Source organism: Actinoallomurus purpureus, from assembly GCF_024055795.1.
Lineage (GTDB): Bacteria > Actinomycetota > Actinomycetes > Streptosporangiales > Streptosporangiaceae > Actinoallomurus > Actinoallomurus purpureus.
In genome coordinates this window covers 62,745-80,832 of record NZ_JAMXMY010000018.1, presented here as the reverse complement: position 1 = coordinate 80,832, position 18,088 = coordinate 62,745, and the positions used below count along the sequence as shown (strand labels likewise).

Annotated in this window: 19 protein-coding genes; 11 read left to right on the top strand and 8 right to left on the bottom strand. The window is 69.8% G+C overall.

Features of this window, described 5'->3' with window-relative positions; genetic code table 11:
• Window positions 1–75 precede the first annotated feature (75 nt).
• Complete coding sequence (gene purM / locus NE236_RS29270) at window positions 76–1,119, bottom strand: phosphoribosylformylglycinamidine cyclo-ligase (protein ID WP_252845410.1); 1,044 nt, start codon at window positions 1,117–1,119, stop codon at window positions 76–78.
• Window positions 1,116–2,552, bottom strand: a complete 1,437-nt coding sequence (gene purF / locus NE236_RS29265) for an amidophosphoribosyltransferase (protein WP_252845409.1) — start codon at window positions 2,550–2,552, stop codon at window positions 1,116–1,118. The genes purM and purF overlap by 4 nt, the downstream gene beginning before the upstream one ends.
• A gap of 162 nt (window positions 2,553–2,714) precedes the next feature.
• Between purF and NE236_RS29260 the strand changes: the two genes are divergently transcribed.
• Together NE236_RS29260 and NE236_RS29255 are read left to right on the top strand one after the other, a co-directional pair.
• Window positions 2,715–3,068, top strand: coding sequence for a DUF4190 domain-containing protein (locus NE236_RS29260; RefSeq protein ID WP_252845408.1), 354 nt, complete (start codon window positions 2,715–2,717; stop codon window positions 3,066–3,068).
• A 25-nt stretch (window positions 3,069–3,093) separates the two neighbouring features.
• A complete protein-coding gene (locus NE236_RS29255) occupies window positions 3,094–3,411 on the top strand; it encodes a hypothetical protein (protein WP_252845407.1) in 318 nt (105 codons plus the stop codon).
• Window positions 3,412–3,453: 42 nt separating this feature from the next.
• Here NE236_RS29255 and NE236_RS29250 read toward each other — a convergent pair whose 3' ends face one another.
• Complete coding sequence (locus tag NE236_RS29250) at window positions 3,454–3,897, bottom strand: sterol carrier family protein (protein ID WP_252845406.1); 444 nt, start codon at window positions 3,895–3,897, stop codon at window positions 3,454–3,456.
• A 207-nt stretch (window positions 3,898–4,104) separates the two neighbouring features.
• Between NE236_RS29250 and NE236_RS29245 the strand changes: the two genes are divergently transcribed.
• From NE236_RS29245 to NE236_RS45260, 4 genes are all read left to right on the top strand, one after another.
• Window positions 4,105–5,217, top strand: a complete 1,113-nt coding sequence (locus tag NE236_RS29245) for a S8 family peptidase (protein ID WP_252845405.1) — start codon at window positions 4,105–4,107, stop codon at window positions 5,215–5,217.
• A gap of 224 nt (window positions 5,218–5,441) precedes the next feature.
• Entirely contained in the window at window positions 5,442–5,669 is a 228-nt protein-coding gene (locus tag NE236_RS29240; RefSeq protein ID WP_252845404.1) for a DUF397 domain-containing protein, read from the top strand.
• Between the two features lie 783 nt (window positions 5,670–6,452).
• On the top strand, window positions 6,453–6,956 hold the full coding sequence (locus tag NE236_RS29235) for a DUF5753 domain-containing protein (RefSeq protein WP_252845403.1): 504 nt from the start codon (window positions 6,453–6,455) through the stop codon (window positions 6,954–6,956).
• Window positions 6,937–7,077, top strand: coding sequence for a DUF397 domain-containing protein (locus NE236_RS45260; protein ID WP_372494455.1), 141 nt, complete (start codon window positions 6,937–6,939; stop codon window positions 7,075–7,077). Before NE236_RS29235 ends, NE236_RS45260 begins: the two co-directional genes overlap by 20 nt.
• Before the next feature lie 125 nt (window positions 7,078–7,202).
• On the opposite strand, the gene NE236_RS29230 is transcribed toward NE236_RS45260, so the two are convergent.
• Window positions 7,203–8,630 (bottom strand): MFS transporter, encoded by a 1,428-nt coding sequence (locus NE236_RS29230; protein ID WP_252845402.1) that lies wholly within the window; start codon window positions 8,628–8,630, stop codon window positions 7,203–7,205.
• 79 nt (window positions 8,631–8,709) lie between these two features.
• On the opposite strand from NE236_RS29230, the gene NE236_RS29225 reads away from it, so the two are divergent.
• Window positions 8,710–9,381, top strand: a complete 672-nt coding sequence (locus NE236_RS29225; protein WP_252845401.1) for a TetR family transcriptional regulator — start codon at window positions 8,710–8,712, stop codon at window positions 9,379–9,381.
• Between the two features lie 112 nt (window positions 9,382–9,493).
• Here NE236_RS29225 and purL read toward each other — a convergent pair whose 3' ends face one another.
• From purL to purS, 4 genes are all read right to left on the bottom strand, one after another.
• Window positions 9,494–11,782 carry a phosphoribosylformylglycinamidine synthase subunit PurL gene (gene purL, locus NE236_RS29220; protein ID WP_252845529.1) on the bottom strand — a complete coding sequence of 763 codons (2,289 nt, stop codon included), beginning with the start codon at window positions 11,780–11,782 and terminating at the stop codon, window positions 9,494–9,496.
• A gap of 83 nt (window positions 11,783–11,865) precedes the next feature.
• On the bottom strand, window positions 11,866–12,543 hold the full coding sequence (purQ, locus tag NE236_RS29215) for a phosphoribosylformylglycinamidine synthase subunit PurQ (RefSeq protein WP_252845400.1): 678 nt from the start codon (window positions 12,541–12,543) through the stop codon (window positions 11,866–11,868).
• Between the two features lie 53 nt (window positions 12,544–12,596).
• The gene (locus tag NE236_RS29210) at window positions 12,597–13,040 is read right to left on the bottom strand and encodes an ATP-binding protein (protein ID WP_252845399.1); all 444 of its coding nucleotides are present in this window, start codon (window positions 13,038–13,040) and stop codon (window positions 12,597–12,599) included.
• 133 nt (window positions 13,041–13,173) lie between these two features.
• Complete coding sequence (gene purS, locus NE236_RS29205) at window positions 13,174–13,416, bottom strand: phosphoribosylformylglycinamidine synthase subunit PurS (RefSeq protein ID WP_252845398.1); 243 nt, start codon at window positions 13,414–13,416, stop codon at window positions 13,174–13,176.
• Between the two features lie 120 nt (window positions 13,417–13,536).
• On the opposite strand from purS, the gene NE236_RS29200 reads away from it, so the two are divergent.
• From NE236_RS29200 to NE236_RS29185, 4 genes are all read left to right on the top strand, one after another.
• Window positions 13,537–15,534: a translocation/assembly module TamB domain-containing protein gene (locus tag NE236_RS29200; protein ID WP_252845397.1), complete on the top strand. Its 1,998-nt coding sequence runs from the start codon at window positions 13,537–13,539 to the stop codon at window positions 15,532–15,534.
• 37 nt (window positions 15,535–15,571) lie between these two features.
• Complete coding sequence (locus NE236_RS29195; protein ID WP_252845396.1) at window positions 15,572–15,856, top strand: hypothetical protein; 285 nt, start codon at window positions 15,572–15,574, stop codon at window positions 15,854–15,856.
• Window positions 15,838–16,251: a DNA-binding protein gene (locus NE236_RS29190; protein WP_252845395.1), complete on the top strand. Its 414-nt coding sequence runs from the start codon at window positions 15,838–15,840 to the stop codon at window positions 16,249–16,251. The genes NE236_RS29195 and NE236_RS29190 overlap by 19 nt, the downstream gene beginning before the upstream one ends.
• 71 nt (window positions 16,252–16,322) lie before the next feature.
• Window positions 16,323–17,933: a hypothetical protein gene (locus tag NE236_RS29185; RefSeq protein WP_252845394.1), complete on the top strand. Its 1,611-nt coding sequence runs from the start codon at window positions 16,323–16,325 to the stop codon at window positions 17,931–17,933.
• Window positions 17,934–18,088 lie beyond the last annotated feature (155 nt).

The window sequence follows — 18,088 nt, the reverse complement described above, 5'->3', positions numbered from 1 at the left end:
GCGACCAGAGCTTCCGCACTCTTGAAGAGACGCCGGCCGCGCCCCGCAGGTTCGGGCGCGCTGCCGACGATCCGGTCAGATCAGGCGGGCCTCGCCCGTACCGGACACGATCTCGCCGAGCACCCAGGCCGGGAGGCCGCGCTCGGAGGCCGTACGGAGCGCGGCGTCGGCGTCGGACGCGGCGACGACGGCGGCCATCCCGACGCCCATGTTGAAGGTCTTGTCCATCTCCGCCCGCGGCACCCGGCCGTACGCCTCGAGCACGCCGAAGATCGGCGGTGGCTCCCAGGAGGAGCGCTGGAGGACGGCGTCGCACCCGCTCGGCAGGGACCGGGCGAGGTTGGCCGCGAGCCCGCCGCCGGTGATGTGCGCGAACGCGTGCACCTCGGCGGCGGCGATCAGTGCCAGGCAGTCCTTGGCGTAGATCCGGGTCGGGGTGAGGAGCTCCTCGCCCAGCGAGCGGGTCAGCTCGGCCGGCGTCTCCTCCAGCGAGAGCCCGCTCTCGCGCAGGATGTGCCGGACCAGGGAGTAGCCGTTGGAGTGGATGCCCGACGAGGCCAGGCCCAGCACCACGTCACCGGCCCGCACCCGGTGCGGGCCGAGCACCGCGGACGCCTCGACCACACCGGTGCCCGCCCCCGCGACGTCGAACTCGTCGGGCTCCAGCAGCCCCGGATGCTCGGCGGTCTCGCCGCCCACCAGGGCGCAGCCCGCCAGCGCGCAGGCCTCGGCGATGCCGCCCACGATCGCGGCGATCCGCTCCGGGACGACCCGCCCGCAGGCGATGTAGTCGGTCATGAACAGCGGCTCGGCCCCGCAGACGACCAGGTCGTCGATGACCATGCCGACCAGGTCGTGCCCGATCGTGTCGTACACGCCGAGGCGCCGGGCCAGGTCGACCTTGGTGCCGACGCCGTCGGTGGAGGTCGCCAGCAGCGGCCGCTCGAAGCGCTTCAGCGCCGAGACGTCGAACAGGCCCGCGAAACCGCTGGCGTCCTCGACGACCTCGGGCCGGTGGGACGAGGCGACGCGGGACTTCATCAGCTCGACCGCACGCTCGCCGGCCGCGATGTCGACCCCGGCCGCGGCGTAGGACGTGGCGGAGGACTCGTCGGTCACCGGCGGGCCTCTTCGAGCAGGTGCTTGCCGCGGGCGTCCTCGGCGACGTCGATGGGGTAGACGCCGTCGAAGCAGGCCCGGCACAGGCGGCTCTTGTCCTGCCGCGTCGACGCGATCAGCTCGTCGAGCGAGATGTAGCCGAGCGTATCGGCTCCGAGGGACTGCCGGACCTCCTCCACCGAGAGGTTCCCGGCGATCAGCTCGGCGCGGGTCGCGAAGTCGATGCCGTAGAAGCACGGCCACGCCACGGGCGGGCTGGAGATGCGGACGTGCACCTCCTCGGCCCCCGCCTCGCGGAGCATCTTCACGATGGCCCGCTGGGTGTTGCCGCGCACGATCGAGTCGTCGACGACGATCAGGCGTTTGCCCTCGATCGCCTCGCGCAGGGGGTTCAGCTTCAGCCGGATGCCGAGCTGCCGGATGGTCTGCGACGGCTCGATGAACGTGCGCCCGACGTAGGAGTTCTTCACGAAGCCCTGGCCGTACGGGATGCCGGACTCCTCGGCGTACCCGATCGCCGCCGGTGTGCCGGACTCCGGCGTCGGGATCACCAGGTCGGCCTCGACGGGATGCTCGCGGGCCAGCCGGCGGCCGACGTCGACGCGGGTGGCCTGGATGCTGCGGCCGGCGATCGAGGTGTCGGGCCGGGCGACGTAGACGTACTCGAACAGGCAGCCCTTCGGCTCGGCGACGGCGAACCGCGTGGACCGCACGCCCGCCTCGTCGATGGCGATCAGCTCGCCCGGCTCGACCTCGCGCACGAACGTCGCGCCGACGATGTCGAGGGCGGCGGTCTCGCTGGCGACCACCCAGCCGTGCTCGAGGCGGCCGAGCACCAGCGGGCGGATGCCCTGCGGGTCGCGCGCGGCGTAGAGCGTGCGCTCGTTCATGAAGACCAGGGAGTAGGCGCCGCGGGCCAGCGGCAGCACCTCCACCGCGGTCTCCTCGACGCTGCTCTCCCCGCCCGCCAGCAGGGCGGTGAGCACCTCGGTGTCGGTGGTGGCGGTCAGCTCACCCGCCGGGACGCGCGCGGCGAGCTCCCGTGTGTTGATGAGGTTGCCGTTGTGCCCGAGCGCCAGGCTGCCGGTCTCGGTGGACCGGAACGTCGGCTGGGCATTTTCCCAGACGCTGGACCCGGTCGTCGAGTAGCGGCAGTGACCGATGGCGATGTGCCCGCGCAGGGTGTTGAGCACGGGCTCCTCGAAGACCTGGGACACCAGGCCCATGTCCTTGAAGACGACGATCCGCGTGCCGTCACTGACCGCGATGCCGGCCGACTCCTGACCGCGGTGCTGCAGGGCGTACAGCCCGAAGTAGGCGAGCTTGCTCACCTCCTCGTCGGGTGCCCAGACGCCGAAGACCCCGCAGGCGTCCTGGGGGCTTCGATCACGGGGGTCGAGGTCATGGCTCAGCCGTCCGTCTCCGTGCGACACATGGCCAGTGTAGTGCGGCATTCGCCGAGCTCATCCCCGTACCGTGCCGGATGCGGCGTAGTACGGCCGCCGAAGCGCCTCCGCTCACGGCGCGGCGGTCGGCGTGCCTCGGCGCCCTGCCGTCCCCGATCCAGGACGATGGAGGGAGGGGGGTGATGACAGGTGTATCCACCGGTGCGCGAGGCGCCGCCTCAGCGCAGAGGGCTGGGCATCGCCGCGCTCGTCCTCGGCATCGCGTCGATCCTGACGCTGCTGCTGTGCGGCCTCGGCGCGATCCTGGCGGTCGCCGGTCTGATCGTCGGCATCATCGCGGTGGTCCAGCGGAACGGCCGCGGCATGGCCGTCGCGGGCCTGATCCTGTCGGCGGTGACGCTGGTGCTCGCGATCGGCCTGGCGGCGTGGTTCTACAGCCGCATCGCGCCCTGCTCCGACCAGACGCGCTACCCCACCAAAGAGGCACGCGACCAGTGCCTCCAGAAGCGGGTCCCCTTCTTCCAGGCCACCCCCGCCCCCTGACGACGGGATCGAACGCGGACACTTCTTGACTGTCTTCCGCCAGCCCGTACGACCCGTACGACCCGGGCGTTCCGCCGCCGAGATCGCCGAGGGCGCTCAGCACTCGCTCGCGGGGATCGGCTTCGTCGACTTCCAGATCGACGACGCCACCGTCGCCGACCGCGCCGGCGCACGGCTCGGCTGCGCGCGGCATGACGCCGACCGGACCTGGACCGTGCGGGAGTACTTCATCGTCCAGGACGGCGTCGGCTTCTGCCTGGGATGCGGATCGTCCGTGCCGGACGAGGACGATCCGCTGTTCGGCGCGATGGCCGAGCGCCTGGAACTGCTCGACCTCGCCTGAACCGGTCCTGAGCCGGCCGCGCGACCACGAGCACCGCCGGCTCTACCGGGATTCGTACGGTTTCACCGGCAGATAGGGCGACAGGTCGGCCCGCGCGCCGCTCGCCGCGATCCGGTCGGCGGCGTCCGCCCACGCGAGCCGGCCTGTGGCCAGCAGGATCCAGGTCTTCGGATCGGTCTCGATGACGTTCGGGGGCGTGCCGCGGGTGTGGCGGGGGCCCTCCACGCACTGCACGGCGGCGTACGGCGGCACGCGCACCTCCACCGAGCGGCCCGGCGCCTCGTCGGCCAGCCGCTGCAGCAGCACCTTCGCGGCCAGGCGTACGGCGGTGCGCTCGGGGTCGTCGCCGGCGGCGTAGGCGGTCAGGACCGCGTCGACGAGAGCGTCGGCGAGGCGGGCGACCGGGCCGGCGTAGGGCTCCTCGCCGAGCGCGGCGAGCTGGGCGTCGAGTGCGGCGCGCAGCCGCTCCGGTGTGGGTCGGGCCATGACAGCACCGACGCTACAGGGTCCAGATCACCCCCCACTGACCCGCCAAACCCGCTAAATTACCCTAGTCACCCATATGCCACTAAAGCCCGCTTGTCACGGCTGTACCGTTTGGTGGCAGTTTTTTGTCGCCGGTGCCCCCCGTTCCCGGCCGGCGCCCCCCATCTGAAGGAGATCCCCCCTGTGAGGGTCCGAGCCAGACGACTTGTGATCGCATCTTCCGCCGTTGCGATCGCCGCGGCCGCCGTTCCCGCGTACGCCGCGATCAGCACGCCCACGTCCCACGTCGCGATCGCCTCCGCCTCCTCCTCGACCGAGGCCGTGCCCGGGCAGTACATCGTGACCATGAAGCACGCCGGCTCCCGCCTGTCGCGGCTGTCCGGCCTCCGCCACATCCACGACTTCACTGACGGCTTCGCGGCCAAGCTGACGCCGGAGCAGCTCAAGAAGGTGCAGAGCGACCCGAACGTCGCCGCCATCGAGCAGGACCAGATCGTCCGGATCAACACCACCCAGACGAACCCCAACTGGGGCCCGGACCGGATCGACGAGCGCAAGCTGCCGCTGTCGCACTCCTACACCTACAAGCACACCGGCGCGGGCGTCGACGCCTACGTCATCGACACGGGGATCGACACCTCCCTGAGCCAGTTCCAGGGGCGCGCGGACCTGGCGTACGGCGGCAAGGACTGCAACGGCCACGGCACGCACGTCGCCGGCATCATCGGCTCCAAGACGTACGGCGTGGCCAAGGGCGTCAGCCTGCACAGCGTCCGGGTCTTCACGGACTGCACCGGTGAGACGAAGATCTCGACCATCATCGCGGGCATCGACTGGGTGATCGCGCACCACGGCGCCCGGTCCGTCGCCAACATGTCGCTGGGCGGCAGCAAGTCCACCGCCCTGAACAACGCGGCCACGAAGCTGTCGAAGTCCGGCGTGTTCCTCGCGGTCGCCGCGGGCAACGACAGCACCAACTCCTGCAACACGTCCCCGGCCAGCGCGGCGAGCGTCGAGGCCGTCGCGGCCAGCTCGTCCAGCGACACCCGCGCCGACTTCAGCAACTACGGCAAGTGCGTGGACATCTACGCACCGGGCGTGAACATCAAGTCGACCTACCTGGGCGGCACCGCGCTCGCCAGCGGCACGTCGATGGCGTCTCCGTTCGTCGCCGGCGTCGCGGCGCTCTACAAGTCGGCGTACGGCCAGAAGTCGTTCGGCACCGTCCAGCAGTGGATCAACTCGAACGCCACCGCCGGCGTCATCAAGAAGAACAAGGCGAGCACCCACAACCGCCTGCTCTACAAGAGCTCCCTCTAAGCTCTGACCACCGACGAGGCCGCCGCCCTGCAGGGCGGCGGCCTCGTCGCGTTCAAACTTGCCAAGGAGATTGAAGATGAACGGTCAATCTCTGCTTTTGAACAGCCCTCGCTTCGCGCGCTGCAACGGCAATTATTACCTTTTCAATGGGCCCTTTGAAGTTTTATCATGCAATGCTATGATCAGGTCGCCCCCACCAAAGTGGTGGCGAGAGGAGAAAAACGATGCAAACAACAAATCCGCAAGAGTGGACGACGTCGTCCTATAGTGCGTCCGGCTGTGCCTGCGTCGAATGGCGCGTCCGCAAGGCCGTCGAGGTGCGCGACTCGAAGGCAGGGGACGCCGGTGGCATCGCGACGCTGACTCCCGGTGCGTGGACGGGGTTCATCAACTCCTTCCGCGCGATGTCTCCCGAAGAGACCGAGGTGTACCTCAACTCCTCGCGGGCGTAGCGCAGTGGCGGGAGTTCGTTAACTCCCCCTTCCGCGTATAGCGCGCAAAAGCCCCCTAGGCGATGTCCATCGCCTAGGGGGTTCTCATGTATAGCGTATTTTTCATCGAATCCAAACGTCACGATAATGAAATCGAGGGCCGGCTTTCTTACTGGACGCTAAAACGGACTCCAGCGAGCGCCCGTACGTAGACACTCCCCTTCCACTCATATCCCCACGCCGTCTTGGCGAAGGCGTCCTCGACCGGGTGCAGGCACCGGTCGGCCGACGCGGACGTGTGTACCCGGCGGAGGGCGGCGCGCAGAACGCTCGGGAACAAACCGGCAGCGGCCCGGTTCACCCAGGTTTGCCCTTGGTGAGGCGGGCCGCGCGTGGCCTTCGCCGAGCGTTCTGCCGGCCCCCGGCTCAGTTCGTCGGCCGCGCCCGTTCCAGCACGGCGACCGGCAACCCACCCGGCGAAGCCCGACCGACGCCGCGCCCCCCCCCGACCCCGCCGGATGCCGCCCCGGCCGCCACCGTGCAGAACTCTCGGAGAACACCCCTGCGGCGAGCCGAATTGCCCCACTCCGTCCCCTTAACGGGATGACCCCCGCAGCGTTCGCCGAGCTTTCAGCACCGAACCGCGCCGGCGGCAGCCCGATTCGCAGCCTTTGCGCGCCAGCTCGCTGGATCGCCATGGCCTTGAGCAATCGAGATCGCGAGTAGTGCGACAGCCTCCAGGACCGCAGTGACCACCAGTGATCAACGGCCGGATCAGACCGACTCGGACCTGAGACTCAAAGAGTGACTTCCACCGGACCGAAGTCGCCGGAGGCCGGTCGAAGCGATGCCTATGCTCGCACGCTCTTCCAGGCGGGGCCGGCTGAACTCGACGCGGATGGTATTGAGCAGCGTGCGCGTGTCCGCCGCGAACGACAGGCCGTGCTGACGGAAGACGATCCGGTTCGGATCTGGGCGGTCCTCGACGAGGCGGCTCTACGCAGAGCCGACCGTGAGCAACTCGCGCATCTCGCCGAGATGGCCCGCACTGCCAGGGTGACGCTGAAGATGATCCCGTTCTCGGCGGGTTTGCATGCGGGCGTCACGGGTGGGTCGTTCACGATCCTGCAGTTCCCGGATGAAGCAGATCAAGATGCCGTCTACGTCGATACTTTCGCCGGAGAGCTGTTCGTGGAGGAGCCCGAAGAGGTCGGGCGGTTCCACACCGCGTTCCGGCATCTCGTCGGAGCGGCGCTCAGTCCAGTGGATACCCTGTCGCTGATCGCCAATGAGGCGACAAGTGCCTAATCCACCCAACGAGAGACGTCTGCCCATGACTGAGAAGGATCTGTCGGGTTCGGACTGGCGAAAGAGCTCACGCAGTGGCCAGAACACGGAATGCGTTGAAGTGACCGTTGTCAAAGCGTGAAACCGAGAGCCCCCGGCCGTACGGCCGGGGGCTCTCGCGTACCTGACTTGCACTCACCGACGCTGGTGATCAGTTCCTGGCCGGGGTAGCGTCGCCGCCCCTAATCTGGGGCGCGGCGCCTAGGCTCAGGCGATCGGTTGCAGGATGGGCTGGGCGTCTACGGGGGCCTCGCGGCGGGTGCGGAGGGTGTAGAGGCTGAGCGGGACGCCGACGAAGACGATGGCGGCGCCGACCAGCAGGGCGAGCTGGTAGCCCGACAGGAAGGCGTGGGTCGGGGTCGAGCCGCCGCGCAGCACCGCGGACTGGCGTGAGGTCAGGATCGCGCCGATGATCGTGACGCCGAGCAGGCCCGACACCTCGCGTGCGGCGTTGAGCACGCCGGAGGCCGCGCCGGCCCGCGCGGGCGGCAGGACGCCGATGACCGCGTCGGTCAGCGGCAGCATCGTGAAGCCCGAGCCGACGCCGAAGGCGATGAACGCGGGCAGCAGGTCGAGAAAGCCACCGCCCTCGCCGACGAACGACACCATGACCATTCCGACGACGTTGAGGGCGAGGCCGGCGGCCACCGTGACGTGCGTGCCCAGGCGCCGCGCGACCGTTCCGGCGAACGGCGCCATGGCGATCATCATCACGGCCATCGGGATGATGGACGCGCCCGCCTTGGTCGGCGAGAAGCCCAGGATGTTCTGGAGGTACATGGCCGTGAACAGGTAGACGCCCATGACGCCGAAGCCCCAGAGGACCATCGCGCCGAGGCCGCCGCTGAAGACGCGCTCCCGGAACATCGACAGGTCCACCATCGCGTCGCCGGTGCGCGTCTCGACGACGATGAACGCGGCCGCCGCGACGGCGGCGAGGGCGAACGCGCCGAGGATCAGCGGGGACGTCCATCCCCGGTCGTGGCCCTCGATCAACGCGTAGGTCACGGAGAACAGGGCGATCGCGGAGGCCAGCAGGCCCGGGACGTCCAGGCGGCGGCGTACGGCCGCGCCGGACTCACGCGTCGAGAAGGCGAAGATCGCGATCGTGACCACGCCCACCGGCACGTTGATGAGGAAGATCCAGCCCCAGTGCCAGTGGTCGCTGATGAACCCGCCGGTGAGCGGGCCGAGCGCCAGGGCGAGCGCCCCGACCGCGCTCCACACGCTGACCGCCTTCGTGCGCTCCCGGGGGTCGGGGAAGATCGACGAGATGATCGCCATGGTCGACGGCGCCGCCGCCGCCGCGCCGACTCCCTGGAGGACCCGGGCGACGATCAGGGTCGTCTCATCACTCGCGATCCCGGCCAGGAGCGACGCGGCGGTGAAGACGGTGAGCCCGGCCAGGAAGACCCGTCGGCGGCCGAACACGTCGCCGAGTCGGCCGCCGACGAGCATCAGGCCGGAGAAGACCAGGATGTAGCTGCTGACGATCCACTCGAGCCCGGACAGCGTCAGGTGCAGGTCGCGCTGGATCGACGGCAGCGCCACGTTGACGACGTTGTTGTCCAGGTAGGTCATGAAGGTCGCCAGCGCGACCCCGGTCAGGGTCCACCACCGTCGAGAAGATTCCATTGCCCCGCTCCTATACGGCTGTCTTATACGTCGTACATGTACCTTGTATAGGAAATCTTGTACGGCGTATAGTTGTCAAGTGGCCACGACAGAGGAACGGGCTCGCCTGAGCCGGGAGACAGTGGTGGACGGCGCGCTGGCGCTCGCCGACGAGGAGGGCCTGGACGGCTTGACGATCCGCCGGCTCGCCCAGCGGCTCGGCGTCACGCCCATGGCGCTCTACTGGCATTTCAAGAACAAGGACGAGCTGCACAACGCGCTCGTCGACCGCATGTGGTCGCTGGTCGACACGAAGGTCGACCCGGCGGCGCCGTGGTTCGACCGGCTCCGCGCGTTGATGGAGTCGGTCGTGCACGTGCTGCACGCGCACCCGAGCGCGGCGCAGCTGATGATGACCACGCACCTCGACGCGGCTCCGAGGTGTTTCGACTCCATGGAAGCGGCGCTGGCGCTCCTCGCGGAGGCCGGGTTCGAGCCGCGTCGAGCCGCGGCCATCTGCCGTTACGGCCTGCGCACGGCCGTCACCCTGGCGATCGCTGATCCCGAGATCAACCCGAAGATGTCGTGCCAGGAGGTCACGGAGCTCCGTCGGCACAAGCGCATCACGCTCGAGACACTGCCGCCCGACCGGTACGCACACGTCGTGGACGCCGCGTCGGCGCTCTCCTTCGGAGAGGACTCAGACCCCTACGTCGCTCTCGGGATCGACCTGTTCGTCGCGGGCGTCCGGGCCCTGGCCCCCAACGGCTGACCGCACCCGCCGACACCAACGTGCGGCCGCCGCGCTTCGGCGCCGAATCGCCGCCGCCGGCGGTGGGAGGGATCGCGCCGGGCGTCGTCCGACGCCCGGCGCGATCCCTCGCTCAGCCGAACAGGGCGGGCAGGGCGCCCTGGTGGACCTCGCGCAGCTCGCTCAGCGGGATGGAGAACAGGCCCTCGACCTCGAAGGCATCGCCGCCGACCGTGCCCAGGCGACGCACCGGGACCCCGGCGGCCTGGCACAGCGCGGCCACCCGCTCCTCGTGCTCGGGGTAGACGGCGACGACGGCGCGGGCCACCGACTCGCTGAACAGCTCGACGAACGGGTCGTCCGGCAGGCTGATCACGCAGCCGAGCCCGCCGCGCAGGCAGGACTCGACCAGCGACTGCGACAGGCCGCCGTCGGACAGGTCGTGGGCGGCGTTCAGCACGCCTTCGCGGGCGCCGGTCACGAGCACGGACGCCAGCGCCGCCTCGGCCGCCAGGTCGACGAGCGGCGGGAGGCCGCCGAGGTGCTGGAACACGACGTTCGCCCACTCGGAGCCGCCGAGCTCCGGCCGGGTCTCGCCGAGCAGCAGCAGCGTGGTGCCCTCGATGTTGAACGACATGCGGACCCGGCGGTTGACGTCGTCGTGCACGCCGAGAACGCCGATCACCGGCGTCGGGTTGATCGGGGTGCTGCCCGTCTGGTTGTAGAAGCTGACGTTGCCGCCGGTCACGGGGACGCCCAGCGCCTGGCAGGCGTCCGCGAGACCCTCGACGGCGCGCGCGAACTGCCACATCACGCCCGGGTCCTCCGGCGAGCCGAAGTTCAGGCAGTTGGTCACCGCGAGCGGCCGCGCGCCCGTGGTCGCCACGTTGCGGTACGCCTCCGACAGCGCGAGCTGCGCGCCGGCGTACGGGTCGAGCCGGGCGTAGCGGCCGTTGCCGTCGGTGGCCAGCGCGATGCCCTGCGGCCCGTCGCCGATGCGGATCACTCCGGCGTCCTCCGGCGTGGCCAGCACGGTGTTGCCGAGCACGAACCGGTCGTACTGCGAGGTTACGAACGACTTGTCGGCGAGGTTCGGCGAGCCCGCGAGCCACACGACGGTGTTGCGCAGGTCCTCCGCGGTGACCGGGCGCGGCAGCCGGCCGGGGCCGTCCGCCTGCAGCTGCGCGAGGTCGGCCGGCGGTTCGTACGGCCGCTCGTAGACCGGCCCCTCGTCGGCGGCGGTGCCCGGCGGGATGTCGACGATGGTCGCGCCGTGCCAGGTCATGCGCAGCCGGCCTGTGTCGGTCACGTCGCCGATGACGGTCGCGGGGACGTCCCACTTCGCGCAGAGCTCGAGGAAGCGCTCGACCTTGGCCGGCTCGACCACGGCCATCATGCGCTCCTGAGACTCGCTCATCAGGATCTCTTCGGGCCGCAGCGTGGCGTCGCGCAGCGGGACGCGGGTCAGGTCGATGTCCATTCCGCCGGTGCCGGCCGCGGCCAGCTCCGTGGTGGCGCAGGAGACACCGGCCGCGCCGAGGTCCTGGATGCCGACGACGAGGTCCTCGGCGAAGATCTCCAGGCAGCACTCGATGAGCAGCTTCTCCATGAAGGGGTCGCCGACCTGCACCGACGGCCGCTTCTGCTGTGACTCCTCATCGAAGGTGGCGCTCGCCAGCACGGACGCGCCGCCGATGCCGTCCGGCCCGGTGCCCGCACCGAACAGGATGACCTTGTTGCCGGGTCCGGGCGCGATCGCGCGCTTGATGTCCTCGGGCTTGAGCACGCCGACGCACAGCGCGTTGACCAGAGGGTTCGCGGAGTAGCAGGGGTCGAAGACGACCTCGCCGCCGATGTTGGGCAGGCCGAGGCAGTTGCCGTAGCCGCCGACGCCGCGCACGACACCGTCGAGCACGCGGCGCGTGTCCGGGACGTCGGGCGGGCCGAAGCGCAGGGAGTCCATCACGGCGACCGGTCGGGCGCCCATCGAGATGATGTCGCGGACGATGCCCCCGACGCCGGTGGCCGCGCCCTGATACGGCTCGACGTACGAGGGGTGGTTGTGAGACTCGATCTTGAAGGTGACGGCCCAGCCGTTGCCGACGTCGACGACCCCGGCGTTCTCCCCCATGCCGACGAGCAGCGCGTCGCTCTGCGGCGCCTTGTCGGCGAACTGCCGCAGGTGGACGCGCGAGCTCTTGTACGAGCAGTGCTCGCTCCACATGACGGAGTAGATGGCCAGCTCCGCGGAGGTCGGCCGCCGTCCCAGGATCTCCCGCACGCGGGCGTACTCGTCGTCCTTCAGGCCGAGCTCGGCGTACGGCAGCTCGCGCTCGGGCGTCTCCTCCGCGCGTGCGACGGTGTCCACGTCGGACGGCGGAACGGCGGCGTGCTGCTCCTCCGCGGGCTCCGGGGCGGACATGTCCGGGCGCGTCACCGACGACTCGGCGAGTTCCTCGGATCGTTCGTCGCCCGGCTCGTTGACGGAGGTGTTGACCTGCTCGCTCATGACTGGACCAACTTCTTGACGGCCGAGGTGAAGAAGCCGAGACCCTCGGTGGAGGGGCCGGTCAGTGCCTCGACGGCGTGCTCGGGGTGCGGCATCAGGCCGACCACGTTGCCCGCCTCGTTGCAGATGCCGGCGATGTCGTTCAGGGAACCGTTGGGGTTGACGTCGAGGTAGCGGGCCACGACCCGGCCGGTGGACTCCAGCTCGTCGAGGGTGGCCCGGTCGGCGACGTAGCAGCCGTCCATGTTCTTGACCGGCACGACGACCTCCTGACCCTCCTCGTAGTCCTGGGTCCAGGCGGTGCCGGCGTTCTCGATGCGCAACCGCTGGGAGCGGCACACGAAGTGCAGGCCGGCGTTGCGGGTCAGCGCGCCCGGCAGCAGGTGCGACTCGCACAGCACCTGGAAGCCGTTGCAGATGCCGAGCACCGGCAGGCCGTCACCGGCGGCGGCGACCAGCTTCTCCATGAGCGGCGCGAAGCGTGCGATGGCGCCGGCGCGGAGGTAGTCGCCGTACGAGAAGCCGCCGGGAAGGATGACGGCGTCGACACCGAGCAGGTCGGCCTCGGCGTGCCAGAGGGATACTGGCTCGGCGTCGGCCAGGCGAACCGCTCGTGCGGCGTCCCGGTCGTCCAGCGAACCGGGAAAGGTGATGACGCCCACACGGGCTGACATGGGCACACTCCGATCAAGAACGGCCTCGGGACGTGCCCCAGCTTATCCGGGGTTCAACCTGCGGTTTTCAGGAGCTCAGGCTCGAGGAGGCGCATCGGCGACTCCTCCCGCCAGCTCAGCCGCTTCTGGAGGTAGACGACCGTGCCCGTGTCGGGGCGGCTGTCGAAGATGACGTCGTCGACGAGCGCCCGCATGATCTTGATCCCGCGGCCGGACTCCGAATCGGGGCCCGCGCCTTTCTGGGCGTCGCTCTCGAAGCCGTGTCCGGTGTCGGAGACCTTGAGTACGCAGTGGTCACCGGCGATGCTGGCGATCACTTCATAGTGGGTCGCCGAATCAACATGCTGCACGACATTCGTGCAGGCTTCGGATGCGGCCACGAGAAGGTCGGCAATACAGCCTTCCGAAACCCCCAACCCGCGCAGCGTATCGCCCAGGACCCGGCGGATCACCGGGATACTGAGAGTCTCACGCGGCAAGTCGAGTGAGAACTTCATATCCACCGGTCACCTCGTGTCATCTTTGGCCCCTGACCTGGGGGTCGACCCCGTCTTCGCGATTCTTTCAACGAAGCTAAGGCTTCCCCGGTGGAAACTGGCGTAATCGCGTCACTGAGCTAACTTTGAGCGACTATTCTGCGCGAAGTTCGAACGTCTCGATGACGGGGTTGGCCAGCAGCGTCTCGGCCATCTTCCGCACGCGTTCGGTGGCCGCTTCGTCGGCAGGCCCTTCGACTTCGATCTCGAAGCGCTTACCTTGGCGTACCCCGGTGACGCCTTCGAAGCCGAGCCGCGGCAGCGCACGGGCGACGGCTTGACCCTGGGAATCGAGAATTTCCGGCTTCAGCATGACGTCGACGATGAAACGCGCCATGACAACCCCCTCTGATCTGCAGGTACGGCACCGAAGCGTACGGCACGCCGCGCCGCCGATGACGCAAGGCCTCGCCCGATGGGATCGTAGGGGCCGTTCCCCGCCCCCCGAGGAGTCGTCATGCGTGCCGAGGAACTGTCCGAGTCGGAGTCCGCGCTGTGGGAGGCGTTCCCCGCCGCCCGGACGGTCGACCTCGGCGGCCACGGCGAGGTGCGCGCCGAGGTGATCGCAGCCCTACTGCTCGGCGCGCGACCGCCCGAGCCGGGGCGGGTCCCCGCCGTCCGCCTGCGCGGAGCCGTGATCAGCGGTGTACTGGACCTTTCGTTCGCCGACGTGCCGTACGCCGCCCTGTTGCACGACTGCGAGTTCGCCGAGAAGCCGAGCCTGTACGGCGCGCACCTGCGGCAGGTGAATCTCGCCGGCTCGCGGTTGCCGGGTCTGCAGGCCGCCGACGCCCGCATCGACGGCCTGCTCTGGCTGAAAGAGTGCCGGTTCGACGGCCAGGTGACTCTCGTCGGCGCTCAGGTCGACGGCGCGCTGTCCTTGCGTTCGGCGCGGATCGACGGCGCACGGGCGCTCTACGCGGATGACCTGACCGTGTCCCGTGACCTGGTCGCGGTGGACCTGCGCGTCGCGGGGCCGATCTCTCTGCGCGGCGCCAAGGTGCACGGCGCGATGACACTCGACAACGCCCGGCTGTCGCACCCGGGCGGCGTCGCGGTCGACGCAGAGGGCATCAGCCTGCCCAACGGTCTCTCCATCGTCGGGGTCACCGTCGACGGCGAACTACGCCTGCGCGACGCCCGCATCGGCCGGCGGCTCGACCTGTCCAAGGCACGCCTGAACGCCCCCGGCGCCGTCGCGCTGGACGCCGACCGCGCCCACGTGGAGGGCACCGTCGAACTCGGAGGCGGTCTTCGCGCCGAGGGAATGGTCAGCCTGCGGTCGGCCGTGATCGGCGGCACGCTCGTGCTGAACGGCTCGGAGCTGGTCAATCCCTCGGGCGTGTCGCTGCACGGGCATCTCCTGCGCATCGGGAGCAGCCTGCGGGCCTCGGAGGGCTTCCGGGCGCATGGGCAGGTCTACCTCGACGCGGCCCACGTAAGCGGGTCGATCGACCTGGACGAGGCGCACCTGTCGAACCCGGGCGGTATCGCGCTGCGTGCCTCCCGGGCGGAGATCACGGGCGGCCTGTTCGGCAAGTATGGATTCGTGGCCGACGGCGCGATCCACTTGGTGGACACGCGTGTGGGGGCCAGTGTCGACCTGTCCGGCGCGCGGCTCACCGCGCCGGGGGCCGTCGCGCTGAAGGCACACGGGATCTCCGTCGGCGGCGTCGTGAACTGCTGCGACGGCTTCACCGCCGAGGGCCGCCTGTCGTTCGCGGGCGCGCGGATCGGCGGTGAGCTGTGCTTCGACGGCGCGACGGTCAGCGCACCCGGCGCGATCGCGATCGGCTGCCGGCAGCTGCGCGCGGTCGTGCTGCGGCTCAGGACGGACGGTGGCGTGGACGGCGCGGTCGACGTACGGCACGCGCGCGTCGAGGTGCTCCGCGACGACCCGGCGGGCTGGCCGCCGCACTCCCTGCTCGAGGGGTTCGCGTACGAGACGATCGAGGACCCCGGAAGCGGCGCCGACCGGCTCGGCTGGCTGGACGGCGTCGAGCGGTACCATCCGCAGCCGTACGAACAGCTCGCGGCCGTCTACCGGCGGCTGGGGCAGGACGCAGACGCGCGTACGGTCCAACTCGCCCGGCAGCGCCGCAGGCGGCGTACGCTGCCGCGCTGGCTCGCCGTCTGGGGCTTCGTGCAGGACTGGACGGTCGGCTACGGATACCGGCCGCAGCGGGCGGTGCTGTGGCTGGCCGGGCTGCTCCTCCTCGGCTGCGTGGCGTTCGGCGTCCACCACCCGCCTCCGCTCAAGGCGGGCGAGGCGCCGCCGTTCAACCCGGTGCTCTACACCCTCGACCTGCTGCTGCCGATCATCGGCTTCGGCCAGGAGGACGCCTTCGGGCCGCACGGCTGGCAACAGTGGCTGGCCGCGGCGCTCGTCGCGTCAGGCTGGATCCTCGCCACCACCATCGCCACGGGCGTCTCGCGAGTGCTCTCCCGTCACTAGCGGTGCCGAATTCCTACTTCTTTGATAATCTCGCTCCATGAGTGAGCAGCCGTACAACGTCGGCGAAGGCCCAGCGACCAGGGTGAGTCTCTCCCTGCCCGAGGGGACGGCCGAGGCGATCCGCCAACGAGTCGGCAAGCGCGAGTTCTCAGCCTTCATCACGGAAGCGGTCGAGCGCGAGTTGCGTGGCCAGATCCTGGATGAGTACCTGGCCGACTACGAACGCCGCAAAGGACCGATCTCGGCACGAGAACAGGAGCAGGCGCGCCAGGTCTTCGACGAGGTGTTCGCCGAGGAGGGCCATTGGCCCGCCGCAAGCTGAGCCACGAGGGCACCATCGTTCTCGACTGCGAGGGACTGTCGAAGCTCGTAAATGATCACGAGCGTGTCGTCTCATTGGTCGCGGAAGCCCGCAAAAGAGGCATGGAGGTGGTGATCAGCGCGCTGACCATCATCGAAACCGCGCATCGCCGGACCGACAAGGCTCGGCTGGCCTGGATCCTCTCAGGTGTGCGTATCGTGCACGTGGGCGAGGAGGAGGCCAAGGCCGCCTCGGCGATGCTGATCAGTGCCGGGTTGCACGGCCACAAGTACGCGATCGACGCCGCCGTGGCCGAGATGGCCGTACGGCAGCGACGTCCGGTCGTCCTTCTCACCTCGGACCTCGACGATATGACGAAACTCTGCGGTGATCAGGTGCGTCTCGTTTCCGTGTAAGCCGATCAGAGCGGGCGGATCGCCGGCGCGATATACATGAGGGTTCTCCCGTCCTCCCCCGGAGTCGTCTGATGCTGAGCGATGAACTGACCCCGCCCGAGCGCGTGCTGTGGGACGCGTTCCCCCGCGGCGAGACGGTGGACCTGTCCGGCGGTGATCAGGACTTCGACAGCACGAACGCCTGGGGCCCCGACCGCACCATCCGGGCCGAGGTGATCTCGGCGCTACTGCTCGGCGCGCGCGAGAACGAGCCCGGCCAGGTCGCCGCCGTCCGCCTGACCGGGGCGCGGATCACCGGAACGCTGAACCTCGGCCACGCCCACGTGACCGTGCCGCTCGCGCTGACCGGCTGCCAGCTCACCGACGCGCCGCACCTGTACTGGGCACAGCTGCGCAGCGTCCACCTCATGCGCTGCCGGCTGCCCGGCCTGGTCGCCTCCGGCGCCCGCATCGACGGGCACCTGTGGCTCGAGGGCAGCCACGTGTACGGCGGCGTGTGGCTCGACAGCGCCCACATCACCGGCATCCTCAACCTGACCGGCGCGCACCTGTCCCACCCGGGCGGCGACGCTCCACTGCTGGCCGACCGCCTCGTGGTCGACAACAACGTCTACTGCGACCAGGGGTTCACCGCGGAAGGCGAGGTCCGGCTGCCGGGCGCGCACGTCGGCGGCCAGCTGATCCTCCGGGGTGCGCGGCTGCGCAACCCGAAGGGGCAGGCGCTGTACGCCAGCCGGCTCGCGGTCGCGGCCAATGTCTTCTGCGACGGCGGGTTCAGCGCCGAAGGGGAGATCCGCCTGCGCGGGGCGCGGATCGGCGGTTACCTCTCCCTCGTCGGCGCGTCCGTGTCCAACCCGGCGCGCGCCGCGCTGAACTGCGACGACATGAGCATCGAGACCGACATCTACTGCTCGGACGGCTTCCGCGCCGAGGGCGTGGTCAGCCTGGCGGGCGCGCACATCGGCGGCCTGCTCAACCTGCGCGGCGGGCGGCTCACCAACCCGGCCGGGGTGGCGCTCAACCTCCAGCGCGCCCAGGCCGAAGAGGTGCTGCTGCGGACCGCCGAGCCGATCAAGGGCATCGTCGACCTGAGCTACGCGCGGATCAAGCTGCTGCGCGACGACCCGCTGTCCTGGGCGCCGAGGTACCAGCTCGACGGCCTCACGTACGAGATGATCGACCCGCCGCTGACCGCGAAGGAGCGGCTGAAGTGGGTGGCCCGTGACACGGACGGCTACATCCCCCAGCCGTACGAGAAGCTCGCGGAGACCTACCGCGCCCTCGGCCACGACGGCGAGCGGCGCACCGTGCTGCTCGCCAAGCAGCGGAACCGCCGTACGACCCAGCCGGTGCCGCACCGGGTGTGGGGATACATCCAGGACTGGACCGTCGGCTACGGCTACCGGCCGTTCCTGGCCGGCGCGTGGCTGGTGGCGCTGCTGGCGTTCGGCACCGTCATCTTCCGGCACCACCCGATGATCCAGGAGCCGGGCCACAACACGCAGTTCAATCCCTTCCTGTACACGCTGGACCTGCTGCTGCCGGTCGGCTCGCTCGGCCAGGAGGGGGAGTTCGCGCCGCACGGCCTCTACCTGTGGATCTCCGACGCGCTCGTCGCCGTGGGCTTCATCCTCGGTTTGACCGTCGCGGCCGGCGCGACCCGCGTCCTGTCCCGCGAGTGATCCGCGTCTAGCGAATTCGCGTGTGATTCGCGTTGGTGGCAGGGCACAACCTTCCGGGTACGAATCCGTAGAACCCGAGGCTTGCGCCCAGGTACATGAGGTCTGTCACGATGACGACTACGTCTCCCGTACTCGCCGGGATCCGCGGGAAGGGT